Annotated in this window: 23 protein-coding genes; 11 read left to right on the forward strand and 12 right to left on the reverse strand. The window is 70.1% G+C overall.

The genetic code is table 11. From position 1 onward, the window contains the following. Nucleotides 1–131 precede the first annotated feature (131 nt). Nucleotides 132–446 carry a hypothetical protein gene (locus ACIA5D_RS11615; protein ID WP_396029804.1) on the forward strand — a complete coding sequence of 105 codons (315 nt, stop codon included), beginning with the start codon at nucleotides 132–134 and terminating at the stop codon, nucleotides 444–446. Nucleotides 447–777: 331 nt separating this feature from the next. Beyond that, on the forward strand, nucleotides 778–2,943 hold the full coding sequence (locus ACIA5D_RS11620; RefSeq protein WP_396029805.1) for an ATP-binding protein: 2,166 nt from the start codon (nucleotides 778–780) through the stop codon (nucleotides 2,941–2,943). Between the two features lie 112 nt (nucleotides 2,944–3,055). On the opposite strand, the gene ACIA5D_RS11625 is transcribed toward ACIA5D_RS11620, so the two are convergent. After that, a complete protein-coding gene (locus ACIA5D_RS11625) occupies nucleotides 3,056–3,559 on the reverse strand; it encodes a GNAT family N-acetyltransferase (RefSeq protein ID WP_396029806.1) in 504 nt (167 codons plus the stop codon). 26 nt (nucleotides 3,560–3,585) lie between these two features. Next, nucleotides 3,586–4,155 (reverse strand): dihydrofolate reductase family protein, encoded by a 570-nt coding sequence (locus ACIA5D_RS11630; RefSeq protein ID WP_396029807.1) that lies wholly within the window; start codon nucleotides 4,153–4,155, stop codon nucleotides 3,586–3,588. Here ACIA5D_RS11630 and ACIA5D_RS11635 point away from each other — a divergent pair. Both ACIA5D_RS11635 and ACIA5D_RS11640 read left to right on the forward strand, forming a co-directional pair. Beyond that, nucleotides 4,154–5,152, forward strand: coding sequence for an RNA polymerase subunit sigma-70 (locus tag ACIA5D_RS11635; RefSeq protein WP_396029808.1), 999 nt, complete (start codon nucleotides 4,154–4,156; stop codon nucleotides 5,150–5,152). The two genes, ACIA5D_RS11630 and ACIA5D_RS11635, sit on opposite strands and share 2 nt — an antisense overlap. Continuing rightward, the gene (locus tag ACIA5D_RS11640; RefSeq protein WP_396029809.1) at nucleotides 5,149–5,658 is read left to right on the forward strand and encodes a pyridoxamine 5'-phosphate oxidase family protein; all 510 of its coding nucleotides are present in this window, start codon (nucleotides 5,149–5,151) and stop codon (nucleotides 5,656–5,658) included. Before ACIA5D_RS11635 ends, ACIA5D_RS11640 begins: the two co-directional genes overlap by 4 nt. Here the strand turns inward: ACIA5D_RS11640 and ACIA5D_RS11645 are convergent. From ACIA5D_RS11645 to ACIA5D_RS11655, 3 genes are all read right to left on the reverse strand, one after another. Further along, entirely contained in the window at nucleotides 5,639–6,544 is a 906-nt protein-coding gene (locus ACIA5D_RS11645) for a ribonuclease Z (protein WP_396029810.1), read from the reverse strand. The genes ACIA5D_RS11640 and ACIA5D_RS11645 overlap by 20 nt on opposite strands. Nucleotides 6,545–6,856: 312 nt before the next feature. Further along, on the reverse strand, nucleotides 6,857–7,807 hold the full coding sequence (gene ppk2, locus ACIA5D_RS11650) for a polyphosphate kinase 2 (protein ID WP_396029811.1): 951 nt from the start codon (nucleotides 7,805–7,807) through the stop codon (nucleotides 6,857–6,859). A gap of 30 nt (nucleotides 7,808–7,837) precedes the next feature. Next, nucleotides 7,838–9,388: a CHAD domain-containing protein gene (locus ACIA5D_RS11655; RefSeq protein WP_396029812.1), complete on the reverse strand. Its 1,551-nt coding sequence runs from the start codon at nucleotides 9,386–9,388 to the stop codon at nucleotides 7,838–7,840. On the opposite strand from ACIA5D_RS11655, the gene ACIA5D_RS11660 reads away from it, so the two are divergent. Beyond that, nucleotides 9,387–9,563: a hypothetical protein gene (locus tag ACIA5D_RS11660; protein ID WP_396029813.1), complete on the forward strand. Its 177-nt coding sequence runs from the start codon at nucleotides 9,387–9,389 to the stop codon at nucleotides 9,561–9,563. The two genes, ACIA5D_RS11655 and ACIA5D_RS11660, sit on opposite strands and share 2 nt — an antisense overlap. On the opposite strand, the gene ACIA5D_RS11665 is transcribed toward ACIA5D_RS11660, so the two are convergent. The 5 genes from ACIA5D_RS11665 to ACIA5D_RS11685 all read right to left on the reverse strand — a co-directional run bounded on the left by ACIA5D_RS11665 (nucleotide 9,560) and on the right by ACIA5D_RS11685 (nucleotide 11,828). Continuing rightward, the gene (locus tag ACIA5D_RS11665) at nucleotides 9,560–9,880 is read right to left on the reverse strand and encodes a hypothetical protein (protein ID WP_396029814.1); all 321 of its coding nucleotides are present in this window, start codon (nucleotides 9,878–9,880) and stop codon (nucleotides 9,560–9,562) included. The two genes, ACIA5D_RS11660 and ACIA5D_RS11665, sit on opposite strands and share 4 nt — an antisense overlap. A 213-nt stretch (nucleotides 9,881–10,093) precedes the next feature. Then, on the reverse strand, nucleotides 10,094–10,405 hold the full coding sequence (locus tag ACIA5D_RS11670; RefSeq protein WP_396029815.1) for a type II toxin-antitoxin system PemK/MazF family toxin: 312 nt from the start codon (nucleotides 10,403–10,405) through the stop codon (nucleotides 10,094–10,096). Continuing rightward, on the reverse strand, nucleotides 10,395–10,625 hold the full coding sequence (locus tag ACIA5D_RS11675) for a hypothetical protein (protein ID WP_396029816.1): 231 nt from the start codon (nucleotides 10,623–10,625) through the stop codon (nucleotides 10,395–10,397). Before ACIA5D_RS11675 ends, ACIA5D_RS11670 begins: the two co-directional genes overlap by 11 nt. Nucleotides 10,626–10,706: 81 nt before the next feature. After that, complete coding sequence (msrA, locus tag ACIA5D_RS11680; protein ID WP_396030349.1) at nucleotides 10,707–11,366, reverse strand: peptide-methionine (S)-S-oxide reductase MsrA; 660 nt, start codon at nucleotides 11,364–11,366, stop codon at nucleotides 10,707–10,709. Between the two features lie 48 nt (nucleotides 11,367–11,414). Next, nucleotides 11,415–11,828, reverse strand: coding sequence for an HIT family protein (locus ACIA5D_RS11685; RefSeq protein ID WP_396029817.1), 414 nt, complete (start codon nucleotides 11,826–11,828; stop codon nucleotides 11,415–11,417). Between the two features lie 24 nt (nucleotides 11,829–11,852). On the opposite strand from ACIA5D_RS11685, the gene ACIA5D_RS11690 reads away from it, so the two are divergent. Genes ACIA5D_RS11690 through ilvA form a run of 3 tightly spaced genes read left to right on the forward strand, consistent with a single transcriptional unit; the run spans nucleotide 11,853 to nucleotide 15,649 of the window. After that, on the forward strand, nucleotides 11,853–13,004 hold the full coding sequence (locus ACIA5D_RS11690; protein ID WP_396029818.1) for a cystathionine gamma-synthase: 1,152 nt from the start codon (nucleotides 11,853–11,855) through the stop codon (nucleotides 13,002–13,004). Nucleotides 13,005–13,039: 35 nt separating this feature from the next. After that, nucleotides 13,040–14,398, forward strand: coding sequence for an amidase (locus ACIA5D_RS11695; RefSeq protein WP_396029819.1), 1,359 nt, complete (start codon nucleotides 13,040–13,042; stop codon nucleotides 14,396–14,398). Between the two features lie 21 nt (nucleotides 14,399–14,419). After that, complete coding sequence (gene ilvA / locus ACIA5D_RS11700; protein ID WP_396029820.1) at nucleotides 14,420–15,649, forward strand: threonine ammonia-lyase; 1,230 nt, start codon at nucleotides 14,420–14,422, stop codon at nucleotides 15,647–15,649. Nucleotides 15,650–15,858: 209 nt separating this feature from the next. On the opposite strand, the gene greA is transcribed toward ilvA, so the two are convergent. Together greA and ACIA5D_RS11710 are read right to left on the reverse strand one after the other, a co-directional pair. Next, complete coding sequence (gene greA, locus ACIA5D_RS11705; protein WP_396029821.1) at nucleotides 15,859–16,353, reverse strand: transcription elongation factor GreA; 495 nt, start codon at nucleotides 16,351–16,353, stop codon at nucleotides 15,859–15,861. Between the two features lie 140 nt (nucleotides 16,354–16,493). Then, nucleotides 16,494–16,973, reverse strand: coding sequence for a DUF4307 domain-containing protein (locus ACIA5D_RS11710; RefSeq protein ID WP_396029822.1), 480 nt, complete (start codon nucleotides 16,971–16,973; stop codon nucleotides 16,494–16,496). 32 nt (nucleotides 16,974–17,005) lie between these two features. Here ACIA5D_RS11710 and mca point away from each other — a divergent pair, with 32 nt between their 5' ends. From mca to ACIA5D_RS11725, 3 genes are all read left to right on the forward strand, one after another. Further along, complete coding sequence (mca, locus tag ACIA5D_RS11715; protein WP_396029823.1) at nucleotides 17,006–17,887, forward strand: mycothiol conjugate amidase Mca; 882 nt, start codon at nucleotides 17,006–17,008, stop codon at nucleotides 17,885–17,887. A 57-nt stretch (nucleotides 17,888–17,944) separates the two neighbouring features. Continuing rightward, a complete protein-coding gene (locus tag ACIA5D_RS11720; protein WP_396029824.1) occupies nucleotides 17,945–18,301 on the forward strand; it encodes a hypothetical protein in 357 nt (118 codons plus the stop codon). 249 nt (nucleotides 18,302–18,550) lie between these two features. Beyond that, nucleotides 18,551–21,094 carry an EAL domain-containing protein gene (locus ACIA5D_RS11725; protein WP_396029825.1) on the forward strand — a complete coding sequence of 848 codons (2,544 nt, stop codon included), beginning with the start codon at nucleotides 18,551–18,553 and terminating at the stop codon, nucleotides 21,092–21,094. Nucleotides 21,095–21,097 lie beyond the last annotated feature (3 nt).

The following is a 21,097-nucleotide window of genomic DNA, read 5'->3' on the forward strand; positions in this document are numbered from 1 at the left end:
CCGCCCACGGCGAAACGGGAACGGTCACGGTCCGCAGTGGCAATCGCACAGAAAGTCCGGCGGAGGGGTGGCGCGGCGCGGTTGTATGAGTCGTACCGGAGGTTGCAGCACGTTCCGACGGAGAGTGACGGATGGTCATCGCCGACCAAGCACCGCCCGACATCGTCGACCGCATGCTCTGGCGCGACGCCCAGCAGATGCTCGAGCGGCACGCCGAGCCGGACCACGACGGGAACTGCGTCTGGTGTGGATGGCGATGGCCGTGCGCGCCGCGCCGCCTGGCCGAGCGGGCCGACGCCGCCTCCCGGCGCCCCTGGCGGGAGGCCTGGACCGTCCGGCACGACCTGAACAGCATCCGGGCCATGCCGGGGCTGCGCGCCGGCATGGAGGACAACCACGGCCGGCACGGACAGGCCGGCGCTCGCAACCGCGGCTACTTCGACTGAAAACTCCATAGCAGCTCCGCCAAAGCAAGAGGCGTCGCCGACAGCTTGACCTCCCCCGGCAGGCCACGGCTCATCAGCCCGGCCGACGTCTCCCGGCGGTGAAGCCGCAGCGCCCCGCCAGCGCCGCGGCATCCCGCAACAGGACCCGCCCTTGAACTGGTCAGGACCGGCACGCCTCCGCCGGTCCAGCGCCTCCGGCCAGGCGCGACCCCCGGTTTGGGCGGGGCGGTTGGCGGGAGCGCGTGACCACAGGTTCCCCCGCAACAACTCGGTCGCGCGCTCCCGCCCACCTATAGTTGGGGCGGATCCACAGTGGAGGTGCTGCGACCGCATGTCCGTCCCACCCCCGATCGCAGGCTTCACCGGCCGCGAGCCCGAGATGTCCCTCCTCGACGCCGCGGCGCCGGCCGTCACGGTCATCTCCGGCCCGCCCGGCGTCGGCAAGAGCGCCCTGGCCACCCACTGGGCCAGAGGCAAGGAGCAAGCCTTCCCCGGCGGCCGCCTCCACGTCGACCTGCGCGGCTTCGCCGAGGCCGACCCGCGCGACCCGGCCGACGCGTTGCGCCTGCTGCTCGAGTCGCTCGGCGTCGAGCCCGGCCGGATGCCCGCCGACCTCGACGCCCGGCAGGCCCTCTACCGTGCCCTCACCGAGCCGCTGCGCCTGCTGGTGGTCCTCGACAACGCCCGCGACGACGACCACGTGCTCCCGCTGCTGCCGGCCGGCGACGCCGCCCGCACGGTGATCACCAGCCGTCGCCGGCTCACCGGGCTGATCGCCGCCGTCGGCGCCCGCCCGATCGACCTCGGGCCGCTGCCCGAGCCCGAGGCGATCGCGCTGTTCCACCAGCGCCTGGGCGCCCCCGAGCCGGGCGCGGCCGACATCGTACGAGCATGCGGCGGCCTCCCGCTCGCCGTGACGCTCGCCGCCGCCCGGGTCCGCACGGCGGGCCACCCGCTGGCCGCCCTCGCGGCCCTCACCGCCGAGCTGCGCCGCCCCGCCGGCCGGCTCGAGGCCCTCGACGACCTGCGAGCCGTCTTCTCCTGGTCGTACCACGGGCTCACCCCGGCCGCGGCCCGTCTCTTCCGCCGGCTCGGCCTGGCGAGCGGCCCCGACATCGCGCTCGCGGCCGCTTCCGCCCTCGCCGGGCGCGCGCCGGGGGAGACCAGACGGCTGCTGCGCGAGCTCACCGAGTCGGCCCTGGTCACCGAGCCGGCGCCCGCCCGGTACGCGATGACCGACCTGATCCGGGCCCACGCCGCCGAGCTCGCCCGCGCCACCGATCCGTCCGCCGAGCGTCGCGCCGCCCTGACCCGGCTCATGGATCACTACACGCACACCGCGTACCAGGCCGATCTTGTGCTCAACCCGACCCGGGCGCCGATCCCGATGACGCTGAGCGCGCCCGCCGACGACGCCCGGCCGAGCCCGCCGGCCGACATGAAAGCCGCGCTCGCCTGGCTCACCGGCGAACGGGAGACGCTGCTCGCCGCCGTCCGGCAGGCCCGCGACGAGGGCCTCGACACCCAGGCGTGGCAGCTGAGCTGGGCGCTCGACTCGTTCCTGCACGAGGAGCGCCGCTGGGACGTCGAGGGCGCGGCCTGGGCGGTCGCCCTCGACGCGGCCGCCACGCTCGCCGACGGGCCTGCGCTGGCGTACGCGTACTCGTTTCTCGCCGTCGCCGACGGCCGCCGGCAGCGGTTCGACGAAGCGCAGGCCAACATGGCCCGGGCCCTCGCCCTGGTCGAGGCCGACGGCGACCGCGCCGGCGCGGCCGAGTGCCGGTTCATCCTCTCCTACCTGTGGTGGCTGCAGGGCGACCAGCGGCGGGCGCTCGACGAGGCGGGCGCGGCGCTCGACATCTTCCGCACCCTCGACGACCCGGTCTGGGAGGGCAAGGCAGCCCTGGCGGTGGGCTGGTACCACGCCCAGCGCGGCGAGCCGCGGACCGCGCTGCCCTACTTCACCGAGGCTCTCGCGCTGCAGCAGCGCGCCGGCGACTGGGAGAACGAGTCGATCACCCGGGACAGCCTGGGCCTACTCCATCTGCACACCGCCGAGCACGACCACGCCGCCCGCCATTTCGAGGAGGGGCTGCGGCTGTCCCGGCGCACCGGCAACCCCGCGGTGGAGGCGCAGATCCTCGCCCATCTCGGCGACCTCTACGAGACCCTCGGCGACGCCGGCACCGCGGCCGAGCGGTGGCGCGAGGCGTACGCGATTCTCGACGACCTCGGCCACCCGCAAGCCGCGGCCCTGCGCGGAAAGCTCGCGCCCGTCAGCCCCTCGGCCGTGCCCGGCATCCGCGGGCATCGGCTGCGCCGCGGCATGTCCCAGGAAGATCTCGCCGAGCGCACCGGCCTGAGCGTGCGCACCATCCGCTATCTGGAATCGGGTCGCGCGGGGCGGCCCCGGCCCGAGACGACCCGCCTTCTCGCCGACGCGTTCGGGCTGGAGGGCGAGGAGCGCGACAACTTCCATGCGCTGATTGCCGGTTGATTGCCGGTCGCTTTCCTGTGCCGCGTCGTGGCGCCGGGCGACGATGAAGACCTGGAACACACACGGGGGAGCGCCCGGGTGGCCGATCTCGGCTCGGCCGCCCGGGGCTGCTTCACCAGCTCCTGCTGTAGCGCACCTGCGAGACCGGCCGGCCGCTGATCGCCTCCACGCGCGTCTCGCCGTCGGCCTTCCAGCCGCCGCGCTCGTAGAAGCGGCGGGCGTGCTCGTTCGCCTCCAGCACCCAGAGCACCGCGCGGTCGCCGCCGATGTCGCCGAGCTGCTCCCAGGCGTTCTCCATGAGCAGCCGCCCGACGCCGGCGCCGACCAGGACCGGGTCGACGTGGATGGCGTAGAGCTCGGCGGCGCCCTCGGTCTCGCTCGGGCCGACGTAGGTGAAGCCGACAATCCGGTCGAAATCTTCGGCGACGGTCAGGCGGTGGGTGTCGCGCTCCCACTTCCAGCGCTCGGCCCACCAGGCCGCGAGCGCCGCGGCGGGCGGCTCGGCGAGCGTCTCGGCGGGGAGGATGTGCGCATACGCGGCGGCGCGCGACCGGAAATGCAGGGCCCCCACCGGCAAAAGATCAACATCATGTCCCGTACGGAGTGCGGCCGTCATCGCCCGACCGTACCCGTCCGTGATGGTCAGACATCCCGGACCGGCTCGTAGGTCAGGAAGGTCAGGCCGTCGCCGAGGTTTCGGCCGGCGCGCAGGCGCAGGGATCGGGTGGCGCCCGGTTCGGGGAAGAGACGGGTGCCGGCGCCGGTGAGGGACGGGAAGACGATCAGGCGTAGCTCGTCGACCAGGTCGTTCCGCAGCAGGGTGTGTGCCAGCTGAGCGCTGCCGTTGACGACGATGTCGCCGTCAAGGGACTGCTTCAGCTTGGCGACGGAGTCGGCCGTGACGGGTACGGAGTTGGCCCACTTCAGATCGTCAAGGGTGGACGTCACGACGTACTTGGGGAGGGCGTTCAGGCGGTCCGCCCAGGCGCCGGTGCGGGCGGGCCAGCGGGCCGCGAAGTACTCGTAGCTGCGGCGGCCCATCAACAGGGCCTCGGCGTTCATCGCCTCGGCGGTCTCCAATTCGGCCCAGGCCTCGCGGTCGGCGGGGGTGATGCGGTTGAACCAGCCGCCGAAGGGCCGGCCCTCGTCGCCGGTGGGGTCCTGCACCACGCCGTCCAGGGTGATGTTCTGGCTGACGACGATCCTTGCCATGGTGGTACTCCGTTCGCTGTGCTGTGAGCTGTCGGCGGTACTGACACCGCGGGCGACCCGAAAGGGGCGCGGCCGGTGTCTGTACCGGGGACAGGAGGGGGAGTCCGTGGACGGGGATGCGTTCCGGGAGCTGACCGAGCCGCACCGCGGGGAGCTGCGGGTGCACTGCTACCGGATGCTCGGGAACCTGCACGACGCCGAGGACGTGCTGCAGGAGACGATGCTCGCGGCCTGGCAGGGGATCGCCGGGTTCGAGGGGCGCGCCTCGATGCGTACCTGGCTGTATCGGATCGCCACCAACCGGTGCCTCAACAAGCGCCGGTCGAGAAGGGCGAAGGAGTGGGACATCCCGGGCGTCGAGCTGCCCGAGCCGACCCGGTTCGGCGAGGTCGTGTGGCTCGAGCCGTTCCCGGACGCGTTGCTGCCGGAGGAGAGCTACGAGCGGCGCGAGTCGATCTCGCTGGCCTTCGTCACCGCGCTGCAGACGCTGCCGCCGCGGCAGGTCGCCGTACTCATCCTGCGGGACGTGCTGGGGTTTCACGCCGACGAGGTGGCTGGGATGCTCGACACCACCGTCGACTCGGTCAAGAGCGCCTTGAAGCGGGCGCGGGCCGCCCTGCCGCAACCACCGCGGAAACCCGCGGCCGCGCAGGACGCGACCGTCGCGAGCTTCGTCCGGGCGTGGGAGGCCGCGGACGTGGACGCGCTGGTCGCGCTGCTGACCGACGACGTCTTCATCTCGATGCCGCCGATGCCCTACGAATACGTCGGCAGGGAAGCCGTGGCCCGCTTCTGCGCCGGCCTCTTCGCCGCGGGCCGCCGGTTCCGGCTCGTCCCGACGCGGGCCAACGGCCAGCCCGCGTTCGTCGTCCACCTCCGCACCGGCGAAGCGGTCGGCCTCTACGTTCTCACCCTCGATGGCGGAAGGATCAGCGCCATGACCCGATTCGAGAGCAACGATGAGTTCTGGGCCGATCGGCGGTCTGTCCGGACATGAGCGAACCGAGAGAAACCAAGAACATCGACCGCTACGGTGACCCCGAGATGCCCTGGAGCCGCGCCGAGCAGGCGCTCTCGGCGCCGCCCGCCAAGGAGAACACCTATTTCCTCGGCACGTGCCGGGCGGACGGCACGCCGCATTCCGCGGGCATCGGGCCGCAGTGGCTGGACGGCCTCCTCTATTTCACCAGCAACCCCACCACCCGCAAGTCCCGCGACCTCGCGGTCAACCCGCGCTGCACGATCTCGGCGCGGCTGCCGGGGATCGACCTCGTGCTCGACGGGTCCGCGGAGCGGATGACCGACGCCGGCACGCTCGAGCGGCTCGCCCAGGGATACCGCGACGGCGGGTGGCCGGCCCAGGTCGAGGGTGACGCGCTCACCGCGCCGTACAGCGCGCCGAGCGCCGGGCCGCCGCCCTGGCAGGTCTTCCGGTTCACGTTCCACCAGGTGGTGGGGGTGGCGACCGAGGAGCCGTACGGCGCTACCCGGTGGCGGTTCTAGGCGGGAAAGAGATCCGCATGAGGTCCTCGGCCAGGACGATCTCGCCGTCGAACTCGAGGCGGGCCTCCGCCAGGTACCGGGACGCGTCCTGGTAGCGCTGCGAGAAATGGGTCAGGACCAGCACGCGTACGGCGGACTCGCGCGCCACCGCGGCGGCCTGACGGGCGGTCAGATGTCCCACCATGCGCGCCATCTCGGCGTCCTCCTCGAGGAACGTCGACTCGATGACCAGCAGGTCGACGCCCTCGGCCAGGGCGTAGACGTTGTCGCACAGGCCGGTGTCCATGATGAACGCGAAGCTCTGCCCGGGGCGGGCCGTGCTGACCTGATCGAGCGTGACGTCGCCGAGGCGGCCGGCGCGCTGCAACTCGCCGACGGCGGGGCCGCTGATGCCGTGGGCGGCCAGCAGGCTGGGCACCATGCGGCGGCCGTCGGGTTCGGTGACGCGGTAGCCGTACGTCGGAAGGGAATGCCATAGCGGCAGCGCGGTGAGTCGTCCCACCGGGATCGGGACCTCGAAGCTCGCGCCGTCGACCGGACCAGGGACGATCTCGGCGTTGTCCCAGTAGCTCGTGGCGTGCCGCAGGCGGTCGTAGAACTCCTGGCCCGCCGCGGGGTAGTGCACGGTGACCGGGTGCGGTACCCGGTCGAGCGAGATCCGCTGAAGGACGCCGGGCAGGCCGAGGCTGTGATCGCCGTGGAAATGCGTGACGCAGATGCGGGTGATCGGGCTGACCGCGAGGCCGGCCACGAGCATCTGACGCTGGGTGCCCTCGCCCGGGTCGAAGAGGATCACCTCGTCGTCGAAGCGCAACAGGTATCCGTTGTGGTTGCGGTGTCGCGTGGGCACCTGGCTGGCGGTGCCGAGCACGGCCAGCTCGCGCATCGGATACTCCCCGTGGATATGAAGCGACCCCCGGGGACTTCCACGCTCGCAAGCGTGGTCCGGTCGGACAAGGCCGGATCCCCGGGGGTCGGGTGGCTGCCGTAAATTCGCCGGACCGCTGCCACACGGTCTCGACTTGGCACTTCAAACAGAACGAAGCTGTCGAGGACAGCGGCTAGCGGACAGCCACCTCACGAGTCCCGTTGGTATACAACTTCGGACCACCTCCCTTCACGTGTACAGCCACGTTATCGAGGGACCGCGAACAACGCCAACGGTTTTGAATCACCAAAGGCGCGGGAATACGCTGAGCTACAGGCGGGGGAAAACCCTGGGCGACATCTCGGTGCTCTCGACCACGAGCGAGGCGGGACCGACGATCAGCGGGTCGGGCCGACCGACCACCCCGTCATCCTTGTTCGCGTAGTCGAAGCGGCTCAGCACGTACCGCATCGCCTCGAGCCGGGCCCGCTTCTTATCGTTGCTCTTCACGACCGTCCACGGCGCGTCCGCGGTGTCGGTGTAGAAGAACATCGCCTCCTTGGCCTCGGTGTAGTCGCCCCACTTGTCGAGCGAGGCGAGATCCATCGGCGAGAGCTTCCACTGGCGCACGGGATCGACCTGCCGGATCGCGAAACGCGTGCGCTGCTCGCCCTGGGTGACCGAGAACCAGAACTTGACCAGGTGGATGTCGGAGCGCACCAGCATGCGCTCGAGCTCGGGGGTCTGCCGCATGAACTCGAGGTACTCCGCGCGGCTGCAGAAGCCCATGACCCGCTCGACGCCGGCCCGGTTGTACCAGGAGCGATCGAACAGCACGATCTCGCCGGCGGCCGGCAGGTGCGCGATGTAGCGCTGGTAGTACCACTGCTTGCTCTCGCGCTCGCTCGGCTTCTCGAGCGCCACGACGGAGGCGCCGCGCGGGTTCAGGTGCTCCATGAAGCGCTTGATCGTGCCGCCCTTGCCGGCCGCGTCCCGCCCCTCGAAGAGGATCACCAGCCGCTCGCCGGTCTCCTTGCACCAGTTCTGCAGCTTGAGCAGCTCGATCTGGAGCAGCCGCTTGTGGTGGTCGTACTCGTGGCGGGGCATCCGCTCGCCGTACGGGTAATCTTCGCGCCACGTGTCGACCGGGGTGCCGTCGGCGTTGAGCAGCACCGGGTCGTCGTCGTCATCGTCCGCGACCCGGTAACCGCCCAGGGTCGTGATCGGCCCGTCGTAGGGCTCGGTGGTCTGCTCGTCGTGGTACTCCGCCTCGGCCTGCATACCGAGATTCTTACCCCGTACAGATGAACCTCAGCGGATCCAGCGACGAAGGTTCTTCTTTCGTGAAGCTTCCACCACAACGGGCAACTGGGCGTGGGTCTCCCGCCCGACCTGCTCCTGGCGCCCCCAGAGCACGCCGAACCAGAAACTGTCCGGCCCGAGCTCGTGCAGCAGCTCGCGGGCGACCACCGAGTCCTGATGCGCGCCGAGCACGTCCTGCAGGTCGGTCAGGGCGTTGACCAGCCGCTTGCCATCCTTCCCCGCGCCGGGCGCGAAAACTTCAATGGCATAACGAGCTTTCTTGTACGCCTTGCGCGCCTCATGCAGTTCGTGGTCCAGCCCATGGTCGAGGGCCGTGTCGAGGAGCCGGTCGGCCTTGCGCAGGCTCTTGCAGGCCCGGCCGAGCTGGTCCTTCTCGCCGCTGCCGGTCAGCTCGGCGAGGCTGTCGACGCGGTCGAGCAGGGCCAGATAGCGCTCGCTGTCGAGGGCCTCGGCGAGCGCGTCCTTGCCGTCCCGGACCTGGTGGTCGAGGTGATCCCGGATGCGGGTGGCGGCCTCGGCGAAATCGGGGCCGGCCTGCTCCACCTCGGCGAGCAGCTTGCCCTTCTGCACCTGGCTGTCGCGCACCTGGCCGAGCAGATCGGCGAGCCATTTCAGCTCGGGGCCGACTTCCTCGAAGCCGGGGAAGGAGCGCTTGAAGGTCTTGAGGGAGCTGCGCAGGCGCCGGGTGGCGACGCGCATCTTGTGAATGGACTCGGGGTCGGCCTGCCGCGCGCCCGGGTCGTATTGGGCGATGGCGTCCCGCTGCGCCCGGGCGTACGCGAAGACCGGGTTTTTGATCTTTTTGGTCTTCTCGGTCCTCTTCGAGAGGCGCCTGTCGAGCGCCCGGGCGACCTTGGAGGGACCCGCAGCCGGTCGGGCGCCCGCGTCGACCAGCCGGCGCTCGACCTCCTCCAGCACCGCGGGATCGCCGTCGACCAGCTCGACCTCGACCTCCTGCCAGCACTGTTCCGAGCCGTCGGCCTCGGCCCGCACGCTGTCCTGCGCGATCAGCGCGAGCGTGTGGCCGTCGCCGTCGACCAGCGGCGTCTCGACCCGGTGGGTGCGCAGGCGGGCGATCGGCTTGAGCTGTTCCCGGCGGATGATCGCCCGGACCTGGCTGCTGAGCTCGGAGGGCACCCGGTCTTTGTCGCCGCCGTTGAGGGGGAGGCGGTGCTCGGTGCGGCTGCCGCCGGCGCCGGGGGTCTTGAGATGCCAGCCCGCGTCGCCGCCGCCGGTACGCCGGCGCAAGGTCCGGCGATTTCTCATCAAGGTCAGCTCGTCGGTGTCGAAGTAGGTGGCATCGAGATCGTGGGTCTTCGCCGCGGCGGTCTGCCCAATGCCGGCCAGCGACGGCAACTCGAAGTTCTCGGGGACGTCGTATTTACGTTCAGTTTCGCTGGCGATCTCCATCTGTTCATGTTGCCCGACGGGGGGCGACCTACACAGACCAAACGATTGGCAGGTTCTGCACAGGCTGGTCTCAGCTACGCCTGGCACCGTTGTAGGCCGGTGTTTCACCGCCGGTTGGAGGTAGCTCATGGAGAAGCCCGAGACGCGGAAGGTCTCGCTCGCCGGGCTCGGCCTGCTCAGCGCGGGGGCCGTTCTCGGCATCGCGCTCGCCACCCCCGCGTCCGCCGCGACGTCGGACGACGCTCGTCCGCCCCGGCCGCCGGCGTCCCAGGTCGTGGAGTCCCCGGGCGCCGAGCAAGACTAGCGATAGCCGCCCCGGCTGCGGAGGTAGAGCGCCCGCGAGTAGCTCGCCGTTGCGGCGCCGTAGTACATCGTGGCGAGGCCGACGTGGAAGCTGTTGTCGGTCAGCGCATTCTTCGAGTTGGCCGATGCGGCCCATCGGATCTCCGCGTCCGAGGCGCTGATCCCCTTGCGCTCGCAGCGCAAGCGATTCATCTCCTTGCCCGTCTTCCAGGTCTCGAGCGCGGCCTCGGCCTGGCGCATCATCGTGCGCGCCTGCTCGGTGAGGGCTTCGGCGAGAGCCCAGGCGGCTCGCTCCTCCTCACTGTTGAAGGTTGGCATGGTGCACCTCCCGGCGTCGTAGCGCGTCGATTCCCAGTGTGCGGATCATGTCGGGACATGTCGATCTTTTCCACCCACGGGTGTGAAATCCCGCCCGCCCGGTTTCGGCAACATTGCCCGGTTTCAGGCGTCGCCCGGTTTCCGAGACAAAGAAACCCGGCTCCGCTGGGGAGCCGGGTTGTTGGGGCCGTTTGCGTCCGGTCGGCACCGGAATCAGAGATCGAGAACGGTGCGCAGGGCCTTGTTGACGGCCGTGATCTCGTCGTGCGTCAAATGTGCCACGACGCGGCCGAGTCGCTCGGGTTGGACGGCGACCGTCTGTTCGGCCAGGACGTAAGTCGTCTTGCCGTTGATCTCCACCTCCGGCCGAAAGCTGGTTGGCCGCGCGCTGGTTGAGGTCGGCGCGATCAGAAGCGTCGACAACGGAAGCAGGTCTGACTGGACGACGACTGCGAACCGGTTGCCGCGTTGCTCGTGGCCCTTGCTGTCCCTGCGCGCTTTCAGCTCGTGGACGTCACCACGCACGGAGATCCTCCATGTCGGCGAGGACTGCTCTCGCCTCGGCGACATCATCGGGGTCGGCCGCGACCGCTTCTGCCTCGGCGTGGAGCTGTTCTGCCTGACGGAGTCGCCACGCCGCGAGGATTGCCTCGCGGATCACCTGAGAGCGATCCCTGTCAGCCGACGTGAGATCGGCCAGCGCCCGATCGACGTCATCGTCAGCGCGAAACGTAATCGTGGTCATAAGACAGATTGTATTACGCAGCGTCATGCGTCGCCAGGTTGTCACGCAACGCCGGTGAGTTCCGGCGTGGCGCTGGGATTGTCAGGCGGTCTTGGCGACGCCGACCGGGCAGGTCATGCCGTTCGGGCCGTGGTTGCAGTAGCCGTACGGGTTCTTGGCGTCGGACAGGTACTGCTGGTGGTAGTCCTCGGCGTAGAAGAACGTGGTCAACGGCTTGATCTCGGTGGTGATCCGGCCGTGGCCCGCCGCCGTCACCACGGGCTGGAACAGCGCCTCGGAGTTGCCCGCGGTCCGCAGCTGGTCGTCCGTCGTCGTGTAGATCGCGGAACGGTACTGCGTGCCCACGTCGTTGCCCTGGCGCATGCCCTGGGTCGGGTCGTGGTTCTCCCAGAAGGCCTTCAACAGGTCCTCAAATGTGATCTTGCTGGGGTCGTACACGACCTGGACCACCTCGGCGTGCCCGGTCGAGCCGGAGCAGGCCTGTTCATAGGTGGGGTTCGTGGTGAACCCGCCGGCGTAACCGGCGGCGGTCGAGTACACGCCGGGCAGGCGCCAGAAAATGCGCTCCGCGCCCCAGAAACAGCCCATTCCGAAGACCGCGACCTCGAGGCCCGCCGGCCATGGGCCCTTCATCGGGGTGCCGAGCACGACGTGCTTGTCGGCGACCGGCATCTCGAGGAGACGGCCGGGCAGGGCGTTGTCGGGGGTGGGTAGCTCGAGCTTCTTGTGCCGCAGGAACACGGTCACTCCCTTCATCCGATCGTTGCAACGTCGGAGGTTAGGTAACCCTTACCCGAGTTCGGAGGCGATTTTCGCGGCGTAGTCGGCGGCCTCCTCGTCGCTTGCGTATTTCGTGCGCGGCCAGAAGAAGCCCTTCAGGCCGTCCCCTTTTGTCCGCGGCACCACATGTGTGTGCAGATGAGGAACGGACTGCGAAACGACATTATTTATCGCGACAAAGGTGCCGGACGATCCCAGCGCCGCCGGCACCGCGGCCGAGACGCGCTGCACCAGCCCGAAATATCCGGGCAGATCGGAGGCCGGCAGCTCGGGCAGCGTCACCACGTGCTGCCTGGGAGCGATCAGCACATGGCCCTTGAACACCGGCCGGGTATCGAGGAAGCCAACCCCTTCGGGCACGTCGATGACCTTGAAAGCGGGGACCGTCCCCGCCACGATCGCACAGAACACGCAGTCCGCCACTCAGCGAGACTAGCCTTGCGGAGCATGACGGCTAACAGCTACGGCTTCGACACCCTTGCCATCCACGCCGGTCAGGAGCCGGATCCGCGGACGGGCTCGGTGGTGCCTCCGATCTACCAGACGAGCACCTATGCCCAGGACGCCGTCGGCGCGCCCCGGCTGGGCTACGAGTACAGCCGTTCCAGCAACCCGACCCGCGACGCCCTCCAGGATTGCCTGGCGGCGATCGAGGGCGGGCGCCGCGGTCTCGCCTTCGCGAGCGGCCTCGCGGCCGAGGACACGTTGCTGCGAGCCGTCTGCCGGCCCGGCGATCACGTGGTCATTCCCGGTGACGCGTACGGCGGGACGTACCGGCTCTTCGCGAAGGTCGCCGAGAACTGGGGCCTGGACTGGACCGCCGTCCCGCTCGACGACCTCGACGAGGTGCGGGCCGCGTTCCGGCCCGGCCACACCCGGATGATCTGGGCGGAAACCCCGACCAACCCGCTGCTCAACATCGCCGACATCGCCGCGCTGGCCGCGTTCGCCCACGAGTACGACGCGATGCTGGTCGTCGACAACACGTTCGCCTCGCCCTACCTGCAGCAGCCGATCGCCCTGGGCGCCGACGTGGTCGTGCATTCGACCACGAAGTACCTGGGTGGACACTCCGACGTGGTCGGGGGCGCGCTGATCACCGCGACCGACGATCTCGGCGAGACGCTCGCCTTCCACCAGAACGCCATGGGCGCGGTCAACGGGCCGTTCGACGCGTGGCTGACGCTGCGGGGGATCAAGACCTTGGGCGTACGGATGGATCGGCACTGCGACAACGCGGAGCGCATCGTCGGGTATCTCGGTGAGCACACCGCCGTGGAGAGTGTGTTCTACCCGGGCCTGGAGTCGCATCCGGGGCACGAGACCGCGGCGAAGCAGATGCAGCGGTTCGGCGGGATGGTGTCGTTCCGCGCGGCCGGCGGCCCCGAGGCGGCGATCCAGATCTGCAACCGGACGAAACTGTTCGTGCTGGCCGAGTCGCTCGGCGGAGTCGAATCGCTGATCGAGCACCCGGGACAGATGACACACCTGTCCGCTGCGGGCTCACCGCTTGAAGTCCCCGCGGATCTCGTGCGACTGTCTGTCGGCATCGAAAGCGTTGACGATCTGCTCGCCGACCTCGAGCAGGCGCTCGGCTGACCCACATCGGGCTGGCACGGAATTTGGAGCATGGGATGTCGGACGGTTCGAGCTGGGTAGGCGCCACCGCGAAACAGATCTCCCGGGCGGTGCGGCGCGGTGACGTGTCCGCCACCCAGGTGGTCGCCGAGACGATCGAGCAGATCTCCATCTCCGACCCGTCGCTGGACGCCTTCCGCGTGGTCCGGGCCGGCGAGGCCCTCTCCGAGGCCGAGAAGGTCGACGACCAGGAAGATCTGGCCAACCTGCCGCTGGCCGGGGTGCCGGTCGCGGTGAAGGAGAACACGGCCGTGGCCGGGCTGCCCACCTGGGGCGGCTCGGCGGCGGCCCGCCAGCCAGTCGCCGAGCAGGACCACGAGGTCGTCCGCCGGCTGCGGGGCGCGGGCGCGATCGTGGTCGGGGTGACCCGGATGCCCGAGATGGGCCTGTGGGCGGTCACCGACGACGAGGACGCCCCGACCCGCAACCCGTGGGACCGCGACCGCACGCCGGGCGGCTCGTCCGGTGGGGCCGCGGCCGCGGTCGCCGCCGGGCTGGTGCCGATCGCCCAGTGCAACGACGGGCTGGGCTCGATCCGCATCCCGGCGGCCTGCTGCGGGCTGGTCGGCCTCAAGCCGGGCCGTGGGGTGATCCCGGCCGAGCTGGGCATCGACGGCTGGTTCGGCCTGGTCGAGAACGGCGTGCTCACCACCACGGTGGCCGACGCCGTGCTCGGCTTCTCGGTGCTGGCCGGCCGCGACCCGGTCAAGCTGGTCGAGCCCCCGAAGCTGCGGATCGGCGTCTCGACCCGTTCGCCCGTGATCGGCATCCGTCCCGACGAGCCGAATCTCGGCGCCGTGGCCACCGCCGGGACGATCCTGACCAAGGCCGGGCACGACACGGTGGTCGCCGAGCCGCGCTATCCCACCTCGCTGGGCCTGCGCGTGCTGGCCACCTGGTTCGCCTCGGCCTACCGCGAGTCGCAGAACCTCGACGTCAGCAAGCTCCAGCCACGCACCCGCCGGCACATCCGGCTCGGCAAGTGGGCGTGGCGCAGCGGCATGGTGAAGCAGGCACACCGCGACGCCTGGCGCGAGCAGTCGATCCGGTTCTTCGCCGAGCGCAACATCGATGTGCTGCTCACGCCGGCGCTGGCGGCGGCGCCGCCGCTCGCCGAGAGCTATTCGTCCGGCTCGTGGCGGCACAACATGGCGGTCAGCATGAGGTACGCGCCGTACGCCGCGCCCTGGAACGTGGCCGCCCTCCCGGCGATCGTCGTGCCGGTCGGCTTGCGTCCCGACGGGCTGCCGCTGGCCGTGCAGATCGTCGGCCCGCCCGACTCCGAGCTGCTGCTTCTCTCGATCGCCGGGCAGCTGGAGATGCTCAACCCCTGGCAGCGTCACGCCTTCGGGTGATCAAGTGGCACCATCGCTTGCATGAGCACGCCGTTGAATCTGCTGTCCCTGTCCGACATCGAGGCGGCGCGCGAGCTGCTGACCGGAGTGGTCGAGACGACCCCGCTGATCCATTCGCGCCCGCTGTCGGACATCACCGGGATGCCGTCCTGGCTCAAGTGTGAGAACCAGCAGCGTGCGGGCTCGTACAAGGTGCGGGGGGCGTACACGAGAATCGCCCGGCTCTCCGACGCCGAGCGCAAGCGGGGCGTCGTGGCCGCCAGCGCCGGAAATCACGCCCAGGGCGTCGCCCTGGCGGCCGAGATGCTGGGCGCGAGCGCCACGGTCTTCATGCCGGAAGGCGCGCCGCTGCCGAAGGTCACGGCCACCAGGGGTTACGGCGCGGCGATCGAGTACGCGGGGACCAGCGTCGACGATGCTCTCGATGCCGCGCGGCACTTCGCGGACGAGACCGGCGCCGTGTTCATCCACCCCTTCGACCACCCCGACATCATCGCCGGGCAGGGCACGGTCGGCCTGGAGATCCTCGAGCAGCTGCCGGAGACGGCCACGATCGTCACCGCGGTCGGCGGCGGCGGCCTCATCTCGGGCCTCGCGGTGGCGGTCAAGGCGCTGCGGCCCGACGTGCGGCTGGTGGGCGTGCAGGCGGGCGGCGCGGCGGCGTTCCCGCCCTCGCTGGCCGCCGGTTCGCCGCAGAAGCTCGAGCGGGGGCTGACCATCGCCGACGGCATCGCCGTCCTGAGGCCGGGGGACCTGACATTCGCGCACGTCAGCAAGTTGGTCGACGACGTCGTCACGGTGACCGACGACGATCTGTCGGCCGCGCTGCTGTTGCTGCTGGAACGGCACAAGATGGTGGTCGAACCGGCCGGCGCGGCGGGCGTGGCGGCGCTGATGACCGGCGCGGTCGTGCCGGCGAACGGCCCGGTGGTGGCGATCCTCTCCGGCGGCAACATCGACCCGATGCTGCTGCTGCGGGTCATCGAGCACGGCCTCGCGTCGGCCGGCCGCTTCCTGCGCCTGGCCGTGCGCTGCGACGACCGGCCGGGAGAGCTGGCCCGGCTGCTCGGCCGGATAGCGGGGCAGCGGGCAAACGTCGTCGACGTCGCACACGTGCGGGAGAGCCCCCGGCTGAACTTCGGGGAGGTCGAGGTGGCCTTGTCGGTCGAGACCCGCGGCCCCGACCACTCGTCCGCCCTGATCGCCGACCTGCGCGACTCGGGCTACCGGGTAGCGCAGCTCGCCGACTGAGCTGGCTGGCTGAGCTGGCTGGCTGAGCTGGCTGGCTCCGCTTCGCTCCGCGGGCGATCGCCCCTTCGGGGCTGATGAGGAGTCAGCCAACTTTCCGGCGCCGCAAACCCCGCGGCGACGAAAAGTCGACTGCCTCCTCATCAGCGGGGCGATCGCGGGTGTCCCCGGAGTGCGGGTGCCCCTGAGGCCTTGTGGTCTGAAAATTCAGCTCAGCCCTCGAAAGGGCCGAACTCGACTACGGTGACCTTGATGTCGGCGCCGCTGGGGGCCGTGTAGGTCACGGTCTGGCCGTTGTTGGTGCCGAGGATCGCCTTGCCGAGCGCCGATTCCGGGCTGTACACGGTCAGGTCGGTGGTGGAGGCGATCTCGCGCGAGCCGAGCAGGAAGGTCTCGGTGTCGGTCTTGTCGTCGTCGAAGTAGATGGTGACGACCGAGCCGGGCTGCACCGACCCCGCCTGCTGCGCCTCGCCGACCTCGGAGTTGCGCAGGAACTCCTTCAGATATTGGATGCGGCCTTCCTGCTTGCTCTGCTCTTCCCGGGCCGCGTGGTAGCCGCCGTTCTCCCGCAAGTCGCCTTCCTCGCGACGAGCGTTGATCTCGGCCGCGACCGCCGGCCGCCCGGCGATCAGCTCGTCAAGCTCGGCCTGCAGCCGGTCGTGAGCGTCCTGAGAAAGCCAAGTCTTGGGCGTCTCTGAACTGGACACGGTCGATCTCCTTGCTGGGACGGGGAACGCTCAACATCGTCGTTGCATGCTGAACGGAGCGAATCACCAAGCTTACCAGCGGTATGCTCGACGACTGGATTGCACGATCTTGCACCATTCCGAGCGCGATGTGCAGGGGGTCAATCGGTGGGTTGACAGCCCAGCACGTCACCCACCGAGGCGCGCTTCGTCGTCGTCACCGACTCTTCGGCCTCGATCGTCGTGGAGCTCGCGTCCGCAGGTTTGACGACCACCGTGCGGCGGCCCACCTCGTAGCCGCCGTAGTCGCGGGCGCGCAGGACGCACTCGGCGGCCTCGCCCGCCGGCACCTGGACCGTGAACTTGATCGTCATGGTAGTTTCGCCCGGCTCCTGCCAGCCGACGATCTGTGCCTGGTAGTCGGTCTGGCCGTACCTCTGATAGAGCTTCACCGACAGCAGGGCCGACACGGCGACGACAAGCGCCAGCACGACGATCGGCAGCACCGGCCGGCGGCGTCCCTCGCGCCGGCGTCCGTAACGTCCCGGTGGGAAGACCGGATTTGTGGTGTGCGTCTCGCTCACCTGACGACCTCTCGTGCGTTTCTTGTCGGTGGGATCGGCCAGAATGGCAGGGTCCATCTTCGCACTCCGTTAATTAGAGGAGTTCTTCGGTGACCGAGCAGCTGCGCCTCATGGCGGTGCACGCCCACCCCGACGACGAGTCGAGCAAGGGCGCCGCGACCATGGCGAAATACGTCGCCGAGGGCGTGAAGGTACTGGTCGCCACCTGTACCGGTGGCGAGCGTGGCAGCGTGCTCAACCCGAAGATGGACCGCCCCGAGGTGCTGGCCGACATCGCCGACATCCGTCGCGCCGAGATGACCAAGGCGCGCGAGATCCTCGGCGTCGACCAGGCCTGGCTCGGCTTCGTCGACTCGGGCCTGCCCGAGGGCGACCCGCTGCCCCCGCTGCCCGACGGTTGCTTCGGTCTGCAGGAACCCGACGAGGCGGCCAAGCCGCTGATCAAGCTCATCCGCGAGTTCCGGCCGCATGTCATGACGACGTACGACGAGAACGGCGGGTACCCGCATCCCGACCACATCATGTGCCACAAGATCTCGGTGGTGGCGTTCGAGGCGGCCGGCGACCCCGAGAAGTGCCCCGAGCTCGGCGAGCCCTGGCAGCCGCTGAAGCTGTACTACAACTCCGGCTGGACCAGGGCCCGCATGCTCGCCCTGCACGAGGGCATGCTCGCGGCGGGCCTCGAGTCGCCGTACACCGAGTGGCTCGAGAAGTGGTCCGACCGCGACGACCGGGGCGACAAGATCACGACCAGGGTCGAGTGCGGCGAGTACTTCAGCGTCCGCGACGACGCGCTGCGCGCCCACGCCACCCAGGTCGACCCGGACGGCTTCTGGTTCCGCATCCCGCTGGAACTCCAGCAGAAGGTCTGGCCCACCGAAGACTTCGAGCTGGCCCGCTCCCTGGTCGACAGCCCGATCCCGGAATCCGATCTCTTCGCGGGCATCCACGAGTCGGTTGACGCTCGATGAGCGGAGCCCGCGGGCTCCGCTTCACTTCGCCCCGGTCAGCGGCAGTACTCTCAAGGGGTGGACGTCATTCTCGCGGTCAACAACTTCGGTGACACCCGCTCGGGCGGGCTGGCCGGCCCGATGGGCCTGTTGGTGATCGTGTTGATGTCCATAGCAACTGTTTTGCTGATTCGCAATATGAACAAGCGCTTGCGTCGGCTTCCCGACAGTTTCCCTGACGGCCAGCAGACAGAGCGTGAGGCCGAGATCGCACGGCTGAATGCGGACGCGGAGCGGTCCGGTGTCGAATCGCTTCGCCATGACGTCGATCGGGATCGATCGGGGGCCGATCAGCCCCCCGCGGAATCCGAGGTCAAAGGCGTTACTACTCAGAGTGACGCAACTCACGCGGAAGGCGACCAGGGCCGCGTTTGACCACGTGAGCGGCGGTTCACTGAACGAAACCGCCATTACCCTCCGTATTGGTCAGACTTAAGCCAAACACGGGTCGTACGTCAACCCTTGTTGTGTTCATCGGGATTGATTTAGCCTTCCGCCGGGGGTCTCAACGACCCCCGACCCTGCGCGGAAGGGGGCGCCGAAAATGACCATCCCCCGCCCCGGGCTTTCGCTCCTGCAGATGCACGTGCATTCGCGAGTGCCGCTCGTGAACAGGGACAACTCATGACCGCCCCACCCGTCGCCGGGGCGGGCGTCCGTCGATCGTGGATAGCCGCGGCCGGCCTCGCGGGACGGTCCCGAGGCGTTCGCACGCTCACCGCCGCCGTGGTCGGCGCGGCGATTCTGGTGGCCGTCACGGGGGTTCTGCTACCCGTCGAACGCCCCGCCGATCGTCCACTCTCGGTAATGGCCGGAGTGGGCCTGGCGGCACTGCTCGTAGTCGCCGGACAACTCGCCAGGCTGCGTTTCCGGCTCGGCCGCGGCGTCGTCTCTGTTTCCTGGGGCGAGGCCGCTTTCATCATCGGGTACGTGGTGGCCCCGCCCGGCTGGCTGCCGCTCGCGACCCTCACCGGCGCGGCCGTGGCTTGGGCGCTGTTGTCCTGGCTGGACGAGCACCGCAACATCGCCGAGGTCGCCCACCTCGCCGCGTCGTTGGCGCTCGGCACCGCCGGCGCGGCGGCCGTGGCTCGCGTGATCGGCGGCAACGCCCCGGTGCTCAGCGTGCAGACGCAGGGTGCGTTGGTGGCCGGCGCGCTCGCCTACCTTCTGATCACCTTCGGCTTGGCGGCGCTGACCCTCACCGTCCACCGCGACGCCCGCACCGCACAGATCTTCGCGCGGATCCCGTACGCGAAGATCCCGATGTTCGTCGGCAACGTCCTCGTCGGACTCGGCGCCGTGTTCGCGCTCCTGCGCGGTCCCATCTGGCTGATCGCCTTCGTGCCCGGGCTCTGGCTGCTGCAGCGCACCTACCGCTTCCACCTGCGCGCCGAGGAGGAGCGCCGGATGTGGGAGGCGTTCGCCGCGGCCACCGCCGCCATGCCCGCCGGCAGCGAGTCCGAAGTGGCCGCCGCCGGGCTGCGGGGCGCGCTCGACGTGTTCGGCGCCCGGCGCGTCGAGATCGAGGTGCGCGGGCCCGGCACCGAGCATCGGTACGCCGAGGACGGGCCCGGCCAGGACAACTTCCTTTCCGGACTGCCCGGCCCGGCGATCACCCGGTCGATGGCGGTCGGCGGCGACGTGGTCGGCGAGATCACCGTCTGGCTCGCCGACCCGACCCTGCCGGCGCCGCGCGACGAGGCCGCGATCTCCGCCTACGGCGACGCGCTCGCCGCCGCGCTGCATGATGCGTCCGTGCAGGGTCAGCTCACCGAGCTGCGCCGGCGCGTCGACCACGACGGCGTGCACGACCAGCTCACCGGCCTGCGCAACCGCGGCAGCATGCTCGCCGACGGCGACCGTTTGGTGCGCGGCGTCGAGCGCGACCGCCATATCGGACTGCTGCTGCTCGACATCAAGGGCTTCCGCGAGGTCAACGGCACCCTCGGCCATCGCTGCGGCGACGAGGTCCTCCGGCAGGTCGCCGAGCGGCTCACCGACCTCTCCCGCGAGAACGACCTGGTCGCGCGCACGGGCGACGACGAGTTCGCGATCCTCATCCCGGCAATCACGGCGCTCGCCGACTCGGCGACCCCGCTGCACGAGACCCCGAGCCCGCTGCCGATGGCGGTGCGGCGCGCCCGCGAGATCGCGGAGAAGATCGCGCAGCCGATGGAGGTGTCCGGCGTGCGCCTCGCCGTCGAGATCGCCGTCGGCGTGGTCGTGGCCCGGGCCGGCCGGATCGAGCTGGGCGAGCTGGTGCGGCGCGCGTCCCTGGCGCTCGACCAGGCCAAGCGGCGGGAGCTGGCGGTCGCCACGTACGACTCCAACCAGGACGCGGTGACCACCGACGAGCTGGCGCTGCTGGCCGAGCTGCAGGACGCGCTCGCCGCCGACGATCAGATCGTTCTGCACCTGCAGCCCTCGGTCGACCTGATCACCGCGGCCCCCACCGGCGTCGAGGCCCTTGTCCGCTGGCGTCACCCGCGCCGCGGCCAACTTTCGCCGAACGACTTCATCCGCACGGTCGAGCACACCGAGCTGCTCACCCCGTTCACCCGCCGCGTGCTCGACCTGGCGCTGTCGGCCGCGGCCGGCTGGAACTCGGCCGGCGTCGAGCTGCCGGTCTCGGTGAACGTGTCGGCCCGCAGCCTGCTCGACCCCGGCTTCCCGGCCCAGGTCACCGACGCCCTGCGCCACCACCGCACCCCCGCGTCGAGCCTGGTCCTCGAGATCACCGAGTCGGTGGCGGTGAGCGACCAGGCCGTCGTCGACGACATCCTGGCCGAGCTCCGCGACGCCGGCGTCCAGCTCTCCCTGGACGACTTCGGCACCGGCTACTCGTCGCTCGCCATGGTCACCCGAGCCCCGGTGGACGAGATCAAGATCGACCGCTCCTTCGTGGACGACATGATCGACTCTTCGGCCGCCGAGGCGGTCGTCCGCGGCGCCGTCGAGCTCGGCGCCCGCCTGGGCGTGCGGGTCGTCGCCGAGGGCGTCGAGACGACCGAGCAGCGCGCGGCGCTGATCGAGCTGGGCTGCCCGAACGCCCAGGGCTACCACTTCTGCAAGCCGATGCCGGCCGACCGCATCGTGCAGGCCTTGACACAGCTGGCCGAGGCGGCCCCGAACAACATCCGCTCCCTCCGCGCCGACGACGCCTCCTGACGG

The organism is Actinoplanes sp. NPDC051513, assembly GCF_044454685.1.
Classification (GTDB): domain Bacteria; phylum Actinomycetota; class Actinomycetes; order Mycobacteriales; family Micromonosporaceae; genus Actinoplanes.